Genomic DNA, 19,889 nt, shown 5'->3' with positions numbered 1-19,889 from the left:
TTTTCATTCAGCTTGTGAGGATAAAGCGTGTCGGATTGGCCGGATCTCGCCGGCCGCCTGGAAGACGGCGGTCATGTGCTTCCCATTCGGGTCTATTACGAGGACACGGATTTCTCGGGCGTGGTCTATCACGGCGCCTATGTGCGCTTTTTCGAGCGCGCCCGGTCGGACTTTCTGCGTCTTATCGGCATCCATCATAACGAGATGGCAGAGGGCACGCATGGGGCCTCCCAGGCCTTTGCGGTCAAGACAATGACGCTGGACTTCCAGAAGCCGGCCCGGATCGACGACGTTCTGCAGGTGCACACCAGCATTGCGGAGTACAAGGGCGCCCGGATCCGGCTCGATCAGCTCATTTACCGGGAAGACCAGTTGCTGGTTTCGGCCGCCGTGACCGTTGCGATCATCTCGTCGCAGGGCCGTCCGGCGCGGCTGCCTCCGGCCTTGGCGGAACGGCTTCGCCGATTTGTGCCTGCAGAAAACGCTGGCGGTTGAACGTCTTGGCGCCTTCTGGGCGCTGTTCGGACGCTGCCAGGTTGCCTTCCGGGCGGCCCGGCAGCTTCCCGACAGCAAAATACTTTCAAAACATATTACTGCGTTAATCTTGCAGTAACCTTAATTGATTCCTTTAGAGAGGGACTGCCTTTGATAGGAAAAGTCCCAGTTTTGACAAAATCAAACGTCAGAGAGGCGGCAGGTTACAAGAGCCGGCCGGCTGATTCCGGTTCCTCGCTGTCGTTTTCGAAACCTTGAATGCAACACAGCGTCAGACGGCCAAGAGGTCATTGAATTTATGGAAACACTTGTCCAATCGACATTGGCGCCAGAGAGCGGCATCTCGTTTTTTGCGCTGTTCTGGCAGGCACATATCGTCGTCAAGCTCGTGATGCTCGGCCTGCTGGGCGCTTCGGTGTGGTGCTGGGCGATCATCGTCGACAAGATCATGCTGGTCGGCCGGACACGGCGCCAGATGAGCCGGTTCGAAACGGTGTTCTGGTCCGGCCAGTCTCTCGAAGAGCTCTATAATACGCTTCACAATCGTGTGAATCATTCCATGGCGGCGCTGTTCGTGGCGGCCATGCGCGAATGGAAGCGCAGCCACGAGGGCGCTCGGCCTGCCATCGGCAGCCTGCAGCAGCGTATCGACAGGGTGATGGATGTCACCATCCAGCGTGAAGCCGAGCGTCTGGAAAGCCGGCTGCTGATCCTGGCGACCGTGGGTTCGGCCGCACCATTCATCGGTCTGTTCGGAACGGTGTGGGGCATCATGACGGCCTTCCAGGCCATCGCGGCATCCGAAAGCACCAACCTGGCCGTGGTGGCGCCCGGTATCGCCGAGGCGCTGTTCGCAACGGCGCTTGGCCTGCTGGCGGCCATCCCGGCGGTTATCGCCTACAACAAGTTCTCCGCGGACGTCGGCAAGGCGGTTTCACGGATGGAAGGCTTTGCGGACGAATTCTCCGCCATCCTATCCCGTCAGATCGACGAGAGGGGCTGATTCATGGCCATGCAGGTCGGTTCAGGTCAGGCAGGGGGCAGTCGGCGCGGACGGCGCAGGCGCCGCCATGCGCCCATGAGCGAAATCAACGTCACCCCGATGGTCGACGTGATGCTGGTGCTCCTGATCATTTTCATGGTGGCGGCTCCGCTTCTGACGGTCGGTGTGCCGATCGACCTGCCGGAGACCAGCGCCAAGGCCCTGGAAGGCGACACGGAGCCGATAACCATCTCTGTGAACGCGGCTGGTGAAATCTTCATTCAGGACACCCCGATCACCATCGACGAGATCGTACCGAAACTCGAGGCCATTGCCGCCAACGGCTACGAGGAACGTATCTACGTGCGCGGAGATCAGGATGCCGACTACGGCACCATGATGAAGCTGATGGGCCGCATCAGCGCGGCCGGGTTTAAACGCCTCGGTCTGGTCACTCTGGAAGAACGGGACTCGTAACGCGTCATGCGCGCAGGTCTCATCGCGTCTCTGGCCGGTCACTCGGCTTTACTGCTCTGGGGCTTGATTGCCTTTCCGGACGCTGAGAGCTTTGCGGTTCCTCAGGTGGATTCGCTGCCTGTCGAACTGGTACCCATCGAGGATATCACCAGGCTTCGGATCGGCGAGAAAACGGCCGAGGTTCGCGATGTGGCCGCGGTGAACCCGAGCGAGACCCCGGCGGAGGAGCCACCGAAACCGGCGGAAAAGCCGGGCGAAAGCAGGGTGGAACAACCGACGCCGCCGACCCCGACACCACCGACACCCGCACCGCCGGCGCCGTCACCTGCGCCTGAGCCGCAGCCTGTCGCGGATCCGGAACCGGCACCGGCCCCTGCGCCCGAACCAGCCCAGGTGGCCGAACCTGCGCCTGCGCCTGCGCCGGACCCCGCTCCTGCGCAGGAACCTGTGCCGCAGCAACAGGAAGCCGCGCCAGCGCCCCAGCCAATCGTGACCAAGGTCTCGCCGCGTTCCAAGCCGACGCCGCCGAGGAACGCGCCCGAACCGCCGAAGGAAAATTTCAACAGCACGGATATCGCCGCGCTTCTGAACAAGGTCGAACCCGCCAAACAGACGGGTGAAACCAGCCAGAACGAAGCGTCCCTGGGCTCCAGGAGAGGTCAGCAGGACGTGCGCATGAGCCAGTCCGAACTGGATGCGCTGCGCGGAATGGTGGCGCAATGCTGGAACCCGCCGGTGGGAGCCGTCGGCGCGGAAGACCTGAAGGTTCGTGTCCGTTTCAACCTTTCCCAGAATGGTCAGGTTTCGGGCCAGCCGGAAGTCATGAATTCCAGCGGCAACCCGGCCTTCGGCGCAGCTTCCAGCAGTGCCGTTCGTGCGATCATGCGCTGCCAGCCATACAATCTGCCAATTTCCAAGTATGAAGCTTGGCAGGAAGTCATCATCAATTTCGACCCCAGAGAGATGCTCGGGGGGTAGGCTGGCCCGGCCAGTTCAAACGTCCATAAGGGAGCTGTTGTGCTCATGCGCGGAATACTGAAAAAACTTTCTGTTTTCACAAGCCGGAAAGCCAGAGGGCTCGCATTTGTTCTCGCTTCTTTTGTCGTGATTGCACCGCTGCCGGCCGCAGCGCTTGTCGAAATCGATATTACGCAGGGCAACATCGAACCGTTGCCGATTGCGCTGCCATCGTTTTCCGCCGAGGGGGGAGACGGAAAGCTGGCAGCCGACATGACCAACGTCATTGCGGCCGACCTGAAGCGGTCCGGCCTGTTTCGGCCACTCGATCCTGCGAGCTTCATTCAGAAGAACATGAGCGTGAATTCCACGCCGCGTTTTGGCGACTGGCGCCAGATCAGCGCCCAGGCGCTTGTCACCGGAACCGTGACCAAGCAGCCAGACGGGCGCCTGAGAGCGGAGTTCCGCCTGTGGGACGTGTTCGCCTCCGAGCAGATGCTTGGCCAGCAGTTCTACACCACGCCGGACAACTGGCGCCGGCTGGCGCATATCATCGCCGATGCGATCTATGAGCGCCTGACCGGCGAAAAGGGCTATTTCGATACCCGCATCGTCTTTGTCGACGAGACGGGCCCGAAGGACAAGCGCGTCAAACGTCTGGCGATCATGGACCAGGACGGCGCGAACGTGCGCTACCTGACACGGGGTGACGATCTGGTGCTGACACCACGGTTCTCGCCGACAAGCCAGGAAATCACCTACATGTCCTATGGCGGAGCGGACCCGAGCGTCTACCTCTTGAACATCGAGACGGGACAGCGCGAAATCGTCGGCAACTTCCCGGGCATGACCTTTGCTCCGCGCTTCTCGCCCGACGGCCAGAGCGTGGTGATGAGCCTGCAGCAGGGCGGCAACGCCAACATCTTCAAGATGGACCTGCGTTCGCGTCAGACGACCCGGCTGACCAATGACGCGGCAATCGACACCAGCCCGTCGTTCTCGCCGGACGGTCGCCAGATTGTGTTCGAATCCGACCGCGGCGGCACGCAGCAACTTTATGTGATGAGTGCCGGTGGCGGTGGGGCGCAGCGTATCTCCTTCGGGCTGGGCAGGTATTCCACGCCGGTGTGGTCGCCGCGCGGAGATCTGATCGCCTTTACCAAGCAGCATCAGGGCCGCTTCATGATCGGCGTCATGCGGCCGGACGGCAAGGGCGAGCGTATCCTGACCGAAGGCTATCACAACGAAGGTCCGGCCTGGTCGCCGAACGGCCGTGTGCTGGTGTTCTTCCGCGACACGCCGGGTGCCAACGGCGGACCTCAGGTCTGGACCGTGGACCTGACCGGTTACAACGAGCAGCGGGTGGAGACCCCGGCCTTCGCGTCGGACCCCTCCTGGTCGCCGCTGATCGACTGATGAAGATGAGCGGCCTGTGAGGGCAGGCCGTGTTAAACTTTCGCTAACCATGTTTGAAAAGACGTTTTTTACCGGTTTTGGCTAGAAAGCGTTTACCAAGAACCGGACGCATGGAATGTCAGGTTGGCGGGCTGGGGTGTAGGAGACAGGAATGTTCAAGAGTTTTAACGCAGGACGGAGCGCGCGCTGGATTGCGGTCTGCTTCGCGGTTCTGTTCGTAGCAGCATGTGCCCAGAACAAGCCGGACGGGCTGTCCAGCAACGTGAAGCCAGGCACCGGCCAGGACTTCGTCGTCAACGTGGGTGACCGCGTGTTCTTCGAAGAAGATCAGTCTGTCCTGAACGCGCAGGGCCAGGCAACCCTTGCCAATCAGGCCAAGTGGCTGAACCGCTATTCCAAGTACACGATCACCGTGGAAGGTCATGCGGATGAACGCGGCACGCGCCAGTACAACATCGCGCTGGGGGCCCGCCGCGCCCAGGCCGCGCGGGACTATCTGGTGGCGCAGGGCGTGAACGCCTCGCGCGTCCGCACGATTTCCTACGGCAAGGAACGGCCGGTGGCTGTGTGTAACGACAACAGCTGCTGGTCGCAGAACCGCCGTGCCGTGACGGTGCTGAACAACGCGACCAACTGATCGGGCTAAAGCCGAACAAAAAGGCCGGGCAGCTTGCCCGGCCTTTTTTTGTTGGTGCGGGTGAAATGGCGAAATCACTTCATTGTCAGCCCGAAACGTCAAAATTTGGCCGAAGTCGGAGCGCTCTGTGCACTTGAGTAAGAAGCCGGGCATGGTAAGACATCATGCGCGTGGATCTGCTTGAGTATTGGCGTTTGTCGGACCACGGCCAGACACTGGTACAGCACATCCAACCGGAGGAGCGAATGCTGAAACTAAAGGGACTGGCAGGTCTCGTCATGGCGTTGGTCATCACCTTCGCCGCTGCCACACCGTCGCAAGCGCAGCTGTTCGGACGCAAGAACGATGATTCCAGCGTGCGGATCGGTCAGCTTGAAGAACGGATCCGGGTTTTGACCGGCCAGATCGAACAGTTGTCCTACCAGATGCGGGAACTGCAGGATCAGATGCGCCGCATGCAGGAAGACAATGAATACCGCTTCCAGCAGCTGGAAGGCGGCACGCCGGGCAAACGCTCGGACGCCGCTCCAGGATCGACCGCTCCGGGCCTAGGCCCGGACGGTACTCCGCAGTCCGGCAGCCTGATTGCACCGGGCGGCGGTTTTGCGACGCTGCCTGCTGACGGCTCTGGAGACGGCAACTGGGACCAGTCAGGCGGCTATGACAGCGGCCTGCCGAGCGACGGCCCGATCGATCTGTCGCGGCTTGCCAATGGTCTTGAAAACCTGCCGGGCACCGGTCAGGAGATCGCACCCGATCCCGGCCTTGCCACCGACGACGATCAGATTGCGAATGTCATCGGCAGCGGAGATCCGAGCTCCGACTATAATCAGGCCTATTCCTTTGCGGTCAATGGCGATTATGCCGCCGCCGAACGCGGGTTTCGCAACTTTCTGGAAACCTACCCGGATGATGCGCATGCCGCGAATGCCCAATACTGGCTGGGTGAAAGCTTGCTGGCGCAGCAGAACTACCGGGAGGCTGCCGATGCCTTCCTGAAAACCTACACGGACCATCCCGGCAACGCCAAAAGTCCGGACAGCCTGCTCAAGCTGGGTGTTTCGCTGCGGGGGCTCGGTGAAGCCGATGCGGCTTGTGCAACCTTTTCCGAACTCTTGAGCAAATATCCGAACGCAGCTCCTGCTGTCTTGTCCCAGGCGCGGGATGAACGCCGCCGTGCCCAGTGTTCCTGACCGGCCGGTTGAGCCAGACAGGCTCCCGGCCAATCGCGTCGATACTCTTTTTTCACCGCTAAGCTCTTTTTCCAATCTGGCCCTGGCCGTGTCCGGGGGCTCGGATTCCCTTTGTCTTCTCGTTCTTTTCGATGAGTGGCGCAAACGCACCGGCTGGCAGGGTGCCGCCGAAGTGCTGTGTGTCGATCATCAGCTTCGGCCCGAAAGCGGCCAGGAAGCGGAATTCGTTGCGATAAATGCGCGCGCATGCGGCCTTGACTGCACGGTGCTGCGCTGGTCGGGCGACAAGCCGCCCGCCAATCTTCAGGAAGAAGCACGCCTTGCCCGCTACCGGCTGATGGCTGGCCGCATGCGGGATACCGGGGCTGAGGCGCTTGTCCTCGGCCATCATCTTGACGATCAGGCGGAAACCTTTCTCGACCGGTTGACCCGGGGCAGCGGCGTTTCAGGTCTCAGCGGCATGGCGGCCGACGAAGGCAATGGGCCGGAGGGCCTGCGCCTGCTGCGGCCGCTTCTCAGCGTTTCGAAATCCGATCTCGAAGCCGCGCTTGAACGACGAGGTCACACCTGGTGCACTGATCCCTCGAACCGGAACCCGAAATACAAGCGCAGCCGGCTCCGCGCCATCTTGTCGCTGTTGGCCGAGGAAGGCTTGAGTGCCGAGCGGCTGGCGCAGACCGCTGCCAACATCCGGCGGGCGCGGGAAGCCCTGGAACTGACCGTGGAGGATCTGGCAGCGCGCCTGATCACCGAACACGCGGCCGGGCCGGTGCGTCTGGACAGGCAGGCCTACAGGACGCTTGCCGAAGAATTTCGGCTGCGGTTGCTCGTCTATCTGATGGCGCGCGTGTCGGGAAAGGTCTCCCGTCCGAGACTTGCCAAGCTTGAGGCCCTGGACCGGGTGCTGATCTCCGGCGGTCAAAACCGTCAGACGCTTCAAGGAACGGTCTATGATGCGGATGCAGACACAATCAGGGTGTGGAAAGAGGCCGGGCGGAGGCCTCCGAATGTCCTTACAGGCCTGGCAGGGACCGGAACATGGGACGGCCGCTATCTTTACCGGGCACCCGAGCGTGTGACCGGGCAGGACGATGCGCCACTTTGCCTGGGGCCTCTGATGAGCGCGCCTGTATCCCGCCAGGAAATCGACTGGCCGGAGGACTGGCCGAAGGCCGCCTTCGACTGCGCACCAGTTCTGTGGCGGGCAGGGGAGATCCTGATGCCGGCTTCCGCAACGGCCACTTTGACCATTGGCAATTCCTGCAGGCATGAAGATTTGGAATTGGAGCGAATGCCGATCCAAGGTAAATTGCCGGATAACTTTATGGACAATGGGGACGCGGACGAGGAAATCTGAGGTTTTCCCCATCTGGAACTTCTGTTAGAGGTCCGTGCTTAAGAAAATAGTCAGCGCATCTGCGCAACTATGGCGCACCGCCTTGGCAGCGGGCTTTGGGCGACCTATCTTCGCTCTAAAGAAACGTAACCGCGTGCAGTTAGTCGCGTTGGGCGGTTAAGGAAACGAAATGAACGCACATTTTCGCAACTTCGCTCTGTGGGTGATCATTGCCCTGCTATTGATCGCATTGTTCCAGCTTTTTCAAAGTCCCGCGCAGCATGGCGCAACGAATGACATTGCTTATTCGGACTTCATGAAGCAGGTCGACAATGGCGAGATCCGATCGGTCGTCATTCAGGAACAGAAGATTACCGGTACCTATAGCAGCGGTAGCGCCTTCCAGACCTACGCTCCCGACGGTGCGCAATATGTCGATGAGCTGCGCCGCAAGGGCGTGCTGATCAATGCCCGTCCGCCGGCGGAAAGCTCTCCGCTGCTCAGCGCATTGTTCTCCTGGCTGCCGATGCTGATCATTCTCGGCATCTGGATATTCGTCATGCGCCAGATGCAGGGGTCCGGCGGCAAGGCCATGGGCTTCGGCAAGTCCAAGGCAAAGCTGCTGACCGAGGCACATGGCCGGGTAACCTTTGAAGACGTTGCCGGCATTGATGAAGCCAAGGAAGACCTTCAGGAAATCGTTGAATTCCTGCGCGACCCGCAGAAGTTCCAGCGTCTTGGCGGCCGTATCCCGCGTGGTGTCCTGCTGGTCGGCCCTCCAGGTACCGGTAAGACGCTGACCGCGCGTGCGGTTGCCGGTGAAGCGAACGTGCCGTTCTTCACCATTTCCGGTTCGGATTTCGTGGAAATGTTCGTCGGTGTGGGTGCATCCCGTGTCCGCGACATGTTCGAGCAGGCCAAGAAGAATGCACCGTGCATCATCTTCATCGATGAAATCGACGCGGTCGGCCGTCATCGTGGCGCCGGTCTCGGCGGCGGTAACGACGAGCGCGAACAGACGCTCAACCAGTTGCTGGTCGAGATGGACGGTTTCGAACCGAACGAAGGCATCATCATCATCGCCGCGACCAACCGGCCGGACGTTCTCGACCCGGCGCTGCTGCGTCCGGGCCGCTTCGACCGGCAGATCGTGGTTCCGAACCCGGATATCACCGGCCGCGAGAAGATCCTGAAAGTGCACATGCGCAAGGTTCCTCTGGCTCCGGATGTCGACGTCAAGACGCTGGCACGCGGCACACCGGGCTTCTCCGGTGCGGATCTGATGAACCTCGTCAACGAAGCCGCGCTTCTGGCTGCCCGCCGTTCCAAGCGACTGGTGACCATGGCCGAGTTCGAGGACGCCAAGGACAAGGTCATGATGGGTGCGGAACGCCGCACGCTGGTGATGACCGAGGAAGAAAAGAAGCTGACCGCCTATCACGAGGCCGGTCACGCGCTGGTGGCTCTGCATCAGGAAGCTTCCGATCCGATCCACAAGGCGACCATCATTCCGCGCGGACGTGCGCTCGGCATGGTCATGCGTCTGCCGGAAAAGGATCAGGTGTCTCTCACCCGTGCCAAGTGCAAGGCAGACCTTGCCGTGGCCATGGGTGGCCGCGTCGCCGAGGAAATGATCTTCGGCTACGAGAAGGTGACGTCCGGTGCGTCTGGCGACATTCAGATGGCCACCAAGCTGGCCCGTGCGATGGCGACTCAGTTCGGCATGTCCGACAAGCTCGGTCCGCTGCTTTACGGCGAAAACCAGGAAGAAGTGTTCCTGGGGCATTCCGTCGCAAAGAACCAGCATGTCTCCGACGAAACCCAGAAGATCGTCGATGCGGAAATCAAGTCCTTCGTCAATCAGGGCTATGAAACCGCGAAGAAGATCCTGGGCGACCACGAAGACCAGCTTCACACGATCGCCAAGGGCCTTCTGGAATACGAAACCCTGTCCGGTGACGAGATCAAGGGTCTGCTCGACGGCAAGCCGCCGGTGCGCGACACGGATGACGATCAGCCGGTGGGCCGGTCGTCCGCGGTCCCGACTGCCGGTGCCAAGCGTGGCGGCGACGAGGCCAGCGGCGGCATGGAGCCGCAGCCACAGTCCTGATCGATCCCGATCCAATGACATGTTCAGATGCCCGGCTACGTGCCGGGCATCTTCGTTTCGAGCATTTACCGGGTTCCACAGACGCCGGTTAATGGTAACAATTGCTCACATATTTTGAATCGTGCGTGCGCCTGATTGCGTTACAAAGGGCGCAACCAAGACAGTTAGATCGACAAGGCATATTAGATGCGCAAGTTTTTCGGCACCGACGGCATCCGCGGTCAGGCGAACAGCTATCCCATGACTGCCGAAATGGCACTGAAGGTCGGCATGGCCGCGGGGTTGGCTTTCAAGAACGGCGGACACCGCCACCGGGTGGTGATCGGCAAGGATACAAGGCTTTCCGGATATATGCTGGAAAACGCCCTCGTCGCGGGCTTTACCTCTGTCGGCATGGATGTGTTCCTGCTGGGGCCGATGCCGACACCCGCGGTCGCCATGCTGACGCGCTCGCTGCGAAGCGATCTCGGCGTGATGATCTCTGCGTCCCACAATCCTTTTCAGGACAACGGTATCAAGTTCTTCGGGCCTGACGGGTTCAAGCTCAGCGACCAGATCGAAAAGACCATCGAAGAGCTGATGGAAAGCGACCTGACCTCCCGCCTGCCGAGCGCAAGTGAGCTTGGCCGGGCCAAGCGGATTGACGGTGCGCAGCAGCGCTACATCGAAACGGCCAAGCGTACCCTGCCACGGGAAATGAGCCTGGAAGGCCTGCGCGTTGTCATCGATTGCGCCAATGGTGCCGCCTACAAGGTTGCCCCCGAGGCACTGTGGGAGCTTGGTGCAGATGTCATCACCATGGGCGTCACGCCCGATGGCTTCAACATCAACAAGGAATGCGGCTCCACGTCGACCGACGCCCTGTCGCGTAAGGTGCATGAAGTGCGCGCCGATATCGGTATTGCCCTCGACGGCGATGCCGACCGGGTCATTATCGTCGATGAAAACGGCTCCGTTGTTGACGGCGATCAGTTGATGGCCGTGGTGGCGCAGTCCTGGCAAGCCAGCAACCGCCTGTCCGCTCCCGGCATCGTCGCGACGGTAATGTCCAATCTCGGGCTGGAACGGTATCTTCAGAGCCTCGGGCTCGGCCTTGCTCGCACCAAGGTCGGTGACCGCTATGTGGTCGAGCACATGCGTGCCAACGGCTACAATGTCGGCGGCGAGCAGTCCGGCCACATCGTTCTGTCCGACTTTGCCACGACCGGTGACGGCCTCATTGCAGGCCTGCAGGTTCTTGCCTGCGTCAAGGATCAGGACAAGCCCGTTTCGGAAGTCTGCCGCCGGTTCGAGCCGGTACCGCAAATCCTCAAGAACGTGCGCTACAAGGGCGGCAAGCCGCTCGAGCAGGATCTGGTCAAGTCCGCCATCGAGGATGGCGAAGCCCGCCTCGGCAATTCCGGCCGTCTCGTGATTCGAGCATCCGGCACCGAACCTTTGATCCGGGTGATGGCGGAAGGCGACGATGCGGACCTGGTCAAGCAGGTCGTCAACGATATCGCCGGTGTGGTGGCAACGACCGCTGCTTGATCGGCAAGACAACAGACGACGAGAAAAGCCGCCCATTCGAGGCGGCTTTTTGTTGGGCGACACATCTCTGTTTCGCTGCTGCCAATATGGCGCTACGAAGCCCGCGCCGAGTTCAGGAGTGCATTGCCCGGCAGTCTCTGTTCTGAGGAAGCTACGGCGGTCAGCAGCACTTTGCATCCGCTTCGCCGCTGTGTTTCATTTGGCAGCCCCCTTTTTAGAGCTGTCAGTAATGTCTCCTGTCATTCCCGTTCTTTCCGGAGTGAATGTCCGTTCTGTCGATGTCTTTTGGGTTGTTAAGGTTTCCTTAAGGTAAAAAAACACGGTTAAAGAACAGAGTTAAGTCACAATTAATGAATTCCCGTCAGTATGCTTCCAAGTTTGATGTGTCCGGCATTGGTTAAAGCGGACGCTCACTGGAAAAGGACGAGGACATGGACAATTTCTTTAAGCGTTTGTCTTTGACCGGATTTGCTGTTGCGCTTTCCACTGCAGCCTATGCCGCGGATTTGCCAACCCCGGTTATCGAACACATTCCGGAAGTTCCTGCCGTTGGCGGTTGGTACCTGCGTGGTGATATCGGCTACAAAATCTATCAGGCGCCGGATATCAAATACGGCACCTTGGATTTCTATGACGAAGAGATGGAAGGCACCTTCATGATGGGTGCCGGTGTTGGTTACAAGTTCAGTGATCATTTCCGTACTGACTTCACGATTGACTATGAGTTCCCGGCTGAAGCGAAGTCCAAAGGTCCCTGTAACCTCTGCGGATCTCCTGGATATTCCGTTGAAAAAGCGGATATCGATGTCTGGACGTTCATGCTGAACGGTTACGTCGACATTGGGACCTGGAACCGGATCACACCCTATGTCGGTGCAGGTGTCGGTGCGTCCTATGTGACCACCAGCAACATCAACTTTGTTAACCCGAACGGCGTGGCAGGGACCTACGAAGGTGACAGCAAGTGGAACTTCGCCTGGGCGCTGATGGCAGGTGCTGCCTATGACATCACGCCGAACCTGGCTCTGGATGCAGGCTACCGCTACCTGAACATTGGTGATGCTCATTCCGCCAAGTTCTCGACGGCTGGTCAGAACACCCGCATCGAATACGAAGATCTCCAGGCGCACGAATTCCGCCTTGGTGCTCGCTACACTTTCAACACGATGGCAGCCCCAGCCGGCCCGGTCTACTACGAGCCGCAGGGTCCGATCACCAGCAACTTCTGATCATCCGATCAGCGATTTTGAAAGGCCGGTCAGTTGACCGGCCTTTTCCTGTTTTGCTTCTGTAATTTCTTGCGCGCTTACTTGAGCAAGCTGAGTTTGATCACCGCTCAAGGCCCGTAAGGCGGTGCTGAGAGCGCCGATTTGAAAAGGAGGCGCCTGAGAGAAATTATTCGGTCACCCGCAATTTGAATTGACCGGAGGCCGGGATGGTCCTATCCCCATAGGTGGGCCACCTCTCCCCAACGAGAGGCAACTATCTGCGAGGGTAGACAGATATGACAGACCTCACCGCCAAGCCGGACGTGCGTCCGGCCAATCCCAACTTTTCTTCTGGTCCCTGTGCCAAGCGTCCCGGCTGGTCGCTTGAAGCTTTGGGCGATGCGCCGCTCGGCCGTTCCCATCGCGCCAAGCCCGGCAAGGCCAAGCTTGCCGAGGCTATTGAGCTGACTCGCAAGGTGCTGAACGTCCCGGACGGGTACCGGATCGGCATCGTTCCCGCGTCCGATACCGGCGCGGTCGAGATGGCGCTCTGGTCGCTGCTCGGTGCCCGTGGCGTTGAAATGCTCGCCTGGGAAAGTTTCGGCTCCGGCTGGGTCACCGACGTGATCAAACAGCTCAAGCTTGATGATGCCCGGGTTCTGGAAGCGCCATACGGTGAACTGCCGGACCTTGGCTCCGTCGATTTCACCAAAGACGTGGTCTTCACCTGGAACGGCACCACCTCCGGCGTCCGTGTTCCCAACGGCGACTGGATCCCGGCAGACCGCGAAGGCCTGACCATCTGCGATGCGACCTCCGCCGCCTTCGCGCAGGACCTTGCTTTCGACAAGCTGGATGTCGTGACCTTCTCCTGGCAGAAAGTGCTGGGCGGGGAAGCTGCGCACGGCATGCTCATCCTCAGCCCGCGTGCCGTCCAGCGCCTGGAAAGCTATACGCCGGCCTGGCCGATGCCGAAGATCTTCCGCATGACCAAAGGCGGCAAGCTGATCGAGGGCATCTTCAAGGGCGAAACCATCAACACGCCGTCCATGCTCTGCGTCGAGGATTATATCGATGCGCTGAAATGGGCTGACGGCATCGGCGGTCTTTCCGGCTTGCGGGCGCGTGCCGATGCCAATCTCAAGGTGCTCGCCGACTGGGTGGAGAAAACCTCCTGGGTGGATTTCCTGGCGGTCGATCCGGCAACGCGGTCCAATACGTCCGTCTGCCTCAAAGTGACCGATCCGGGCATTCTGGCGCTCAGCGCCGACCAGCAGGCCGCCTTTGCCAAGGCGCTTGCGGGTACGCTCGACGCCGAAGGCATCGCCTACGACATCGGCGCCTACCGTGATGCACCTTCCGGTCTTCGGATCTGGGCAGGTGCGACCGTGGAGACGAGCGATCTTCAGGCCTTGACCCATTGGCTTGACTGGGCATTCCAGTCAGAAAAAGCGAAGCTTCCTCAGGCTGCCTGAGCCTGTTCAATCCTTCAACGACAACAGTCCCGGGCGGTGCGCTGCCCGGATCGTTTCTCGTATTCAAGGAGAGGCTCCAATGGCTCCCAAGGTACTGATTTCCGACAAGCTGTCGGATGCTGCCGTGCAGATATTCAAGGATCGCGGCATCGATGTGGACTTCCTGCCGGAGGTTGGCAAGGACAAGGAAAAACTGCTGGAGATCATCGGCAACTATGATGGTCTGGCGATCCGTTCGGCCACCAAGGTCACGGAAAAGATCATTGCCGCCGCTGAAAATCTGAAGGTGATCGGCCGGGCCGGGATCGGCGTCGACAACGTCGATATTCCGAAGGCAACGGCGCGCGGTATCATCGTCATGAACACGCCTTTCGGCAACGCGATCACCACCGCCGAACATGCCATCTCGATGATGATGGCGGTCGCACGCCAGATACCGGCTGCCGACGCTTCGACCCAGGCCGGCAAGTGGGAGAAATCCCGCTTCATGGGCCGCGAACTCACCGGCAAGACACTCGGTCTGATCGGTTGCGGCAACATTGGCTCGATCGTGGCGGACCGGGCCATCGGCCTGAAAATGAAGGTGATCGCCTTCGATCCCTTCCTGACGCCGGAACGGGCGGTTGCGCTCGGTGTCGAGAAGGTCGAGCTTGATGGCCTCTTGTGCCGGTCCGACTTCGTTACCCTGCACACGCCGCTCACCGACAAGACGCGCAACATCATCGACGCCAAGGCGATCGAGAAAATGCGCAAGGGCGCCTATCTGATCAACTGTGCCCGGGGCGGGCTTGCCGATGAAGCGGCCGTGCGCGCGGCATTGGACGAGGGCAAGCTTGGCGGGGCGGCATTTGACGTCTTTGTCGAGGAACCGGCCAAGGAAAACGTGCTGTTCGGCGCGCCGAACTTCGTTTCGACGCCGCATCTGGGTGCGTCCACCACGGAAGCGCAGGAAAACGTCGCGCTGCAGGTGGCCGAACAGATGTGCGACTACCTGCTCCAGGGTGCTGTGCGCAACGCGCTCAACATGCCGTCCATCACTGCCGAGGAAGCCCCCAAGCTGGTGCCGTTCGTGCGATTGGCGGAACAGTTGGGCTCCTTCGCAGGCCAACTGACGGAAACCGGCATCGAGGGGGTTCGCCTGGAATATGCCGGTGCGGTGGCTGAAATGAACGTGCAGGCCCTGACGGCTGCTGCGCTGACAGGGCTGCTGACGCCGCTCCTGCAGACGGTCAACATGGTCTCCGCGCCCATTCTTGCCAAGGAACGCGGTATGAAGATCGAGGAAATCCGCCGCGAGAAAGACGGTGCCTACGAGACCTACATGCGCCTGACCGTGATCACTCAGCGGCAGGAAAGGTCGGTCGCAGGCACGGTGTTTGCCGACGGCAAGCCACGGATCATCCAAGTGAAGGGCATCAACATGGAGGCCGAACTCGGGCCGCAGATGCTTTACATCACAAACGAGGACAAGCCCGGTTTCATCGGGCAGCTCGGCATGGAACTGGGCAACAGCGGCGTCAACATCGCGACTTTCCATCTCGGCCGTCTGGCCCCAGGTGATGATGCGATCTGCCTTGTTGAGGTGGATGGGGATGTGTCGCCTGACGTTCTGGCGCGGCTGGAAGCGGTTTCTCACGTCAAACAGGTCAAGGCCCTGAAATTCTGAAAACGGCGGGCGTTTATTCAAGCGCCCGCCAACCCGCTGTCCGGTCTAAAGGGGCGTGCCCCTAATCATGCCTCCCGGATATTCGTCAGGTGCAGCCCAAGTTCCTGGCGCTTGAGCCTTCTGCCTTTTGCAGAAGGCTCCTTTTTTCGCGATTGGTCACACTGCCGGTGCGCGGAGCCGTTTCAGAATGCGTCCGTCCAGGACGACAAGACCTGCCAGCAACACGGCAAAGCCGCCGAGCTGCGTTACCCCGAGATTTTCTCCCAGGATCAGCCAGCCGAAGAACAGCGCGCTTGCCGGCACGAGAAGCGTGACCAGCGACGCATTTGTTGCCCCGGCTTCAGCCAGAATCTGGAAGTAGATCAGATAGGCAAGGGCGGTCGCCAGGACGCCGAGCGCGAGCACGTTGAACCAGGCAGTCAGGCCGGGATCGGCGATGGACCAGTCCCCCGCCGTCAGAAGCGCAACCGGCAGCATGAGCGTGCTGGAGCCGATCAACTGTCCCGTTGCCGAGACTTGCGGCGGCAATGATTTGAACCGGCGGGCGAAGGTTGCCGCGCAGGCGTAGGAGATGGCCGCACCCAGGCAACAGAGCTGTGCCCACAAGGGGTCGCTGGCAAGGCCCGACAGGCTGCTCCACAACATGAGGGCAACACCCGCCACACCCAGCACCACGCCGGCAATCCTGTTGCCCTGTAATGTTTCCTGTTTGGTCAGCAGGCTGGCAACGACAACGGTGAAGACGGGTGTCGTTGCATTCAGGATCGACGCGAGACCGGCACCGATTGCGGTCTGACCAAGAAACAGGAGCGAGAAGGGGATGGCGTTGTTCAACAGGCCCATGACCAGAAACGACAAGGCGTATTTTTTCTCCAGCCGGCTCAACATGCCACGATGCCAGAGGATGATCAGCAGGACGGCACAGGCGATGGAAACCCGCAGGAAGACAAGAACGAAGGGCGGGATTTCCGCAACGGCCACCTTTGCAAACAAAAAGGAGCCGCCCCAGATGGCGCCAAGCACGGTCAGCATGATCCAGTTTCGAAGGGGCAATTTACAGCCTCCGTTTGAGAGATGTTTTTCAGGTACCAGTTCGCCGGTCTGAAGAACACCCGAAACGCGAGCGCCCGGATTGCTGCCTTGCTTCAAGGACCGAGGCTCGTCGAAACGTGCCTTGCGGGTTGGTCCGTTTGCCTGACCGGAGGCAGGTCTCTCGGAACAGGGCCCCGTTTTGGATCGCCCGACAAACAATTCAGGCCGAACTGTCTGTTTTGTCTGCAAAAGCGTCCGTCCCGGACTTGCGCCGCTGTTCCAGTCCGGCAACAGTGTTCCAGCCGCGTTTTCTTCGGCTGCTCGCAAGAGTTCTTCATTCATGACCCAGGTTGCCGCGGCAGGCACGAGATCGCTTGCCGGACGATTGACACCGTTGCTGGTTGCTGCCGCCTGCCTTCTGGGCGCGAACGGGCTTTCCGTCACCATGATCTCCGTTCGGGCCAAGTCGGAAGGCATGTCCGATGCACTGATCGGGCTGCTCGGCTCGTGTTATTTCGGCGGCATGATTGTCGGCGTGCTGCTGACGCCGTTTCTGATCGCCCGGGCAGGGCACATTCGGGTCTTTTCCACACTGGCGGCCATCAGTGCCATAGCCATTCTGGCGATAGCCTTCACTCCGGCCGGATGGCTGTGGATGGTGGTACGCCTGGTCAGCGGGGCGGCGTTCTGCGGTACCACCATGGTTCTGGAAAGCTGGCTCAATTCCATTGCCACCAATGCCTCCCGGGGGCGGATCCTCTCCGTCTACCGGATTGTCGACATGATCGCAGTGATGGGCAGCCAGTTCATGTTGCCGGCCTTCGGGCCGCTGGGACCGGATATTCTGATCGTGCTGGCCATCCTGTTCTGCTTTGCTCTGGTGCCGATTTCCCTGACAAGCGAGCAGAATCCCGCGGCACCGCCAGCGCGTTTCTTCGATCCGCTGATGTTGTGGCGGGTGTCGCCGGTTGCCCTTGTTGCCGTTTTCACCATCGGCCTTACCAACGGCGCCTTCCGAATGGTTGGCCCCGTTTACGCGGAAGGTGTGGGGCTGGGGCTGGAAACGGTTGCCGCATTTGTCGCGATCTGGGTCTTTGCCGGAGCCATCTTCCAGTATCCGGCCGGCTGGCTGTCCGACCGACTGGATCGGCGTATCGTGCTCGGGGTCTTCACGGTTGGCGCCGGGCTGGCCTGTCTTTTCATTTCCGGATCGTCGACCCGTCTGGAGCTTTTCGCCGGTGTCTTTCTGTTTGGCGGATTTGCCCTGCCGCTTTATTCCCTGTGTGCGGCCCATGCCAATGACAACGCAGAGTCTGGGCAGTTTATCGACGTGGTGGCGGGACTTACGCTAGCCTATGGCGTGGGCGCGATGGTCGGGCCGTTCATCGCGTCTCTGGTGATGGAGCAATTCGGCGCCTCGGCCTTTTTCCTCTATACCGCCACATTGCACCTGTCGCTGGTCGTGTTCGTCTTCGCGCGTATCATGAGCCGGGATGCTGTCCCGGCAAACAGGCGCCATCGCTTCGTCTGGCTGCTGCGCACGTCGCCGATGATCTTCAGGCTTGCCCGTCACGACAAACGGGAAGCAGGCGAGCCGCCGGCAAAATAAACTGCCGTCGCGACATTGCCGCAAATGCGATCTAATCCGGGAAATGTCCGATATGGGTGCGATGTGAGCGGTCAATTGTCACAAGGGTGAGCAGGCCGTTCAGGAGAGCTGGCAAAAAAACTTGCTTTTGGCTCGCAATCTCCGTGCGGAGACTCGCATGAGCAGGGAAACCTGTCTATAGTCCGCGCCGTTTGCCCCGGTCCGGTTGCCGGGGCTTGTCGTGTTGGCATCCCGGACATGTTTCGGAGAGTGCGGAAGCTGCTTCAGGAGAGCAAAGTCTAGATGGCGAATGTGGTTGTTGTCGGTTCGCAATGGGGTGACGAAGGCAAAGGCAAGATTGTCGACTGGTTGTCGGAACAGGCCGATGTCATCGTAAGGTTCCAGGGCGGGCACAATGCCGGTCATACCCTTGTCATCGATGGTGTCAGCTACAAGCTGTCTCTCCTGCCGTCCGGGGTTGCACGTGAAGGGAAGCTTTCGGTGATCGGTAACGGCGTCGTGCTGGATCCGCACGCCCTTGCTGAGGAAGTCGAGCGCCTAAGCAATCAGGGTGTCGTCGTGACACCCGAATCTCTGCGCGTTGCCGAAAACGTGACGCTGATTCTGTCGCTCCACCGCGAACTCGATGCCCTGCGCGAGAATTCCAACACCGGTACGCGCATCGGCACCACCAAGCGCGGTATCGGCCCGGCCTATGAAGACAAGGTTGGCCGCCGCGCCATCCGCCTGATGGACCTGAAGAACCTTGCGACCCTTCCTGCCAAGATCGACCGCTTGCTGACGCACCACAATGCGCTGCGCCGGGGTCTTGGTCAGGACGAGATTTCCGCTCAGGCGATCTACGACGAACTTGCGAGCATCGCCGACAAGGTGCTGCCTTACATGGATAAGGTCTGGTATCTGCTGGACGAGCAGCGCCGCCAGGGCAAGCGGATCCTGTTCGAGGGCGCTCAGGGTGCGCTTCTGGATATCGACCACGGCACCTATCCATTCGTGACCTCGTCCAACACCGTCGCCGGCCAGGCCGCGGCAGGCAGCGGCCTCGGCCCGAATTCGATCAATTACGTGCTCGGCATCACCAAGGCCTACACCACCCGTGTGGGCGAAGGTCCGTTCCCGACCGAACTTAAGGATGAGGTCGGCGAGTTCCTGGGCACGCGCGGTCATGAATTCGGTACCGTGACCGGCCGCCGCCGCCGCTGCGGCTGGTTTGATGCGGTTCTGGTGCGCCAGACCGTGTGCACATCCGGTATCACCGGGATCGCGCTGACCAAGCTGGACGTGCTGGACGGCCTCGACGAAATCAAGATCTGTATCGGCTATGAGCTGGATGGCGAGCGGATCGACTATCTGCCGGCCTCGCAGGGGGCGCAGGAGCGGGTGAAGCCGATTTACGAAAGCCTGCCGGGCTGGAAAGAATCGACCGAAGGGGCCCGGACGTGGGCCGAGCTGCCGGCTCAGGCGATCAAATATGTGCGTCATGTCGAAGAACTGATCGGTGCTCCGGTGGCTCTTCTGTCGACAAGTCCGGAACGGGACGACACAATTCTTGTGCAGAATCCCTTCCAGGATTGAGATATGTGACGTTAAAAGCACATTATTAAGGACTTAGGTTGCGTGCTGCGAATCACTGCATGCAACCGCCCTTCGTTTTCGGCGTTCCATGTGTGTGCCGAAGAGACAAATCTGTGTTAGGAAAAAGGGTACTGCGAGGGTTTCTGTCGCGGCGAGATATTGAAGAAATAGCACCTGTTTTCGAAAAACTT

General features: G+C 60.3%; 16 protein-coding genes. 15 read left to right on the top strand and 1 reads right to left on the bottom strand.

The features are described from left to right. Nucleotides 1-27: 27 nt before the first annotated feature. The 13 genes from ybgC to serA all read left to right on the top strand — a co-directional run bounded on the left by ybgC (nucleotide 28) and on the right by serA (nucleotide 15,482). Nucleotides 28-495 (top strand): tol-pal system-associated acyl-CoA thioesterase, encoded by a 468-nt coding sequence (ybgC, locus tag V1T76_RS20430; RefSeq protein WP_330562519.1) that lies wholly within the window; start codon nucleotides 28-30, stop codon nucleotides 493-495. Between the two features lie 298 nt (nucleotides 496-793). After that, nucleotides 794-1,498, top strand: coding sequence for a protein TolQ (gene tolQ, locus V1T76_RS20425; RefSeq protein ID WP_330562518.1), 705 nt, complete (start codon nucleotides 794-796; stop codon nucleotides 1,496-1,498). 3 nt (nucleotides 1,499-1,501) lie between these two features. Continuing rightward, nucleotides 1,502-1,954: a protein TolR gene (gene tolR / locus V1T76_RS20420; RefSeq protein WP_330562517.1), complete on the top strand. Its 453-nt coding sequence runs from the start codon at nucleotides 1,502-1,504 to the stop codon at nucleotides 1,952-1,954. A gap of 6 nt (nucleotides 1,955-1,960) precedes the next feature. Further along, complete coding sequence (locus tag V1T76_RS20415; RefSeq protein ID WP_330562516.1) at nucleotides 1,961-2,932, top strand: cell envelope integrity protein TolA; 972 nt, start codon at nucleotides 1,961-1,963, stop codon at nucleotides 2,930-2,932. Between the two features lie 45 nt (nucleotides 2,933-2,977). Then, the gene (gene tolB / locus V1T76_RS20410) at nucleotides 2,978-4,327 is read left to right on the top strand and encodes a Tol-Pal system beta propeller repeat protein TolB (protein ID WP_330562515.1); all 1,350 of its coding nucleotides are present in this window, start codon (nucleotides 2,978-2,980) and stop codon (nucleotides 4,325-4,327) included. Nucleotides 4,328-4,478: 151 nt separating this feature from the next. After that, nucleotides 4,479-4,964, top strand: coding sequence for a peptidoglycan-associated lipoprotein Pal (gene pal / locus V1T76_RS20405; protein ID WP_330562513.1), 486 nt, complete (start codon nucleotides 4,479-4,481; stop codon nucleotides 4,962-4,964). 245 nt (nucleotides 4,965-5,209) lie between these two features. After that, entirely contained in the window at nucleotides 5,210-6,157 is a 948-nt protein-coding gene (ybgF, locus tag V1T76_RS20400) for a tol-pal system protein YbgF (protein ID WP_330562512.1), read from the top strand. Further along, the gene (tilS, locus tag V1T76_RS20395) at nucleotides 6,141-7,514 is read left to right on the top strand and encodes a tRNA lysidine(34) synthetase TilS (protein WP_330562511.1); all 1,374 of its coding nucleotides are present in this window, start codon (nucleotides 6,141-6,143) and stop codon (nucleotides 7,512-7,514) included. Before ybgF ends, tilS begins: the two co-directional genes overlap by 17 nt. Before the next feature lie 169 nt (nucleotides 7,515-7,683). Further along, entirely contained in the window at nucleotides 7,684-9,603 is a 1,920-nt protein-coding gene (ftsH, locus tag V1T76_RS20390) for an ATP-dependent zinc metalloprotease FtsH (protein WP_006932090.1), read from the top strand. A 186-nt stretch (nucleotides 9,604-9,789) separates the two neighbouring features. Further along, nucleotides 9,790-11,133, top strand: a complete 1,344-nt coding sequence (glmM, locus tag V1T76_RS20385) for a phosphoglucosamine mutase (RefSeq protein ID WP_330562510.1) — start codon at nucleotides 9,790-9,792, stop codon at nucleotides 11,131-11,133. 431 nt (nucleotides 11,134-11,564) lie between these two features. Further along, nucleotides 11,565-12,362, top strand: a complete 798-nt coding sequence (locus V1T76_RS20380) for an outer membrane protein (RefSeq protein WP_330562509.1) — start codon at nucleotides 11,565-11,567, stop codon at nucleotides 12,360-12,362. Nucleotides 12,363-12,637: 275 nt separating this feature from the next. After that, nucleotides 12,638-13,816 (top strand): phosphoserine transaminase, encoded by a 1,179-nt coding sequence (locus tag V1T76_RS20375; protein WP_330562508.1) that lies wholly within the window; start codon nucleotides 12,638-12,640, stop codon nucleotides 13,814-13,816. Nucleotides 13,817-13,895: 79 nt separating this feature from the next. Beyond that, complete coding sequence (gene serA / locus V1T76_RS20370; RefSeq protein WP_330562506.1) at nucleotides 13,896-15,482, top strand: phosphoglycerate dehydrogenase; 1,587 nt, start codon at nucleotides 13,896-13,898, stop codon at nucleotides 15,480-15,482. Between the two features lie 156 nt (nucleotides 15,483-15,638). On the opposite strand, the gene V1T76_RS20365 is transcribed toward serA, so the two are convergent. Beyond that, nucleotides 15,639-16,535 carry a DMT family transporter gene (locus tag V1T76_RS20365; RefSeq protein ID WP_330562505.1) on the bottom strand — a complete coding sequence of 299 codons (897 nt, stop codon included), beginning with the start codon at nucleotides 16,533-16,535 and terminating at the stop codon, nucleotides 15,639-15,641. A gap of 319 nt (nucleotides 16,536-16,854) precedes the next feature. Between V1T76_RS20365 and V1T76_RS20360 the strand changes: the two genes are divergently transcribed. Both V1T76_RS20360 and V1T76_RS20355 read left to right on the top strand, forming a co-directional pair. Continuing rightward, nucleotides 16,855-18,123 carry an MFS transporter gene (locus V1T76_RS20360; protein ID WP_330562503.1) on the top strand — a complete coding sequence of 423 codons (1,269 nt, stop codon included), beginning with the start codon at nucleotides 16,855-16,857 and terminating at the stop codon, nucleotides 18,121-18,123. A gap of 282 nt (nucleotides 18,124-18,405) precedes the next feature. After that, on the top strand, nucleotides 18,406-19,698 hold the full coding sequence (locus V1T76_RS20355) for an adenylosuccinate synthase (RefSeq protein WP_330562502.1): 1,293 nt from the start codon (nucleotides 18,406-18,408) through the stop codon (nucleotides 19,696-19,698). The last annotated feature ends 191 nt before the right edge of the window (nucleotides 19,699-19,889 follow it).

The organism is Roseibium sp. FZY0029 (assembly GCF_036350355.1).
GTDB lineage: Bacteria > Pseudomonadota > Alphaproteobacteria > Rhizobiales > Stappiaceae > Roseibium.
This window is presented reverse-complemented; position numbering and strand designations above follow the sequence as displayed.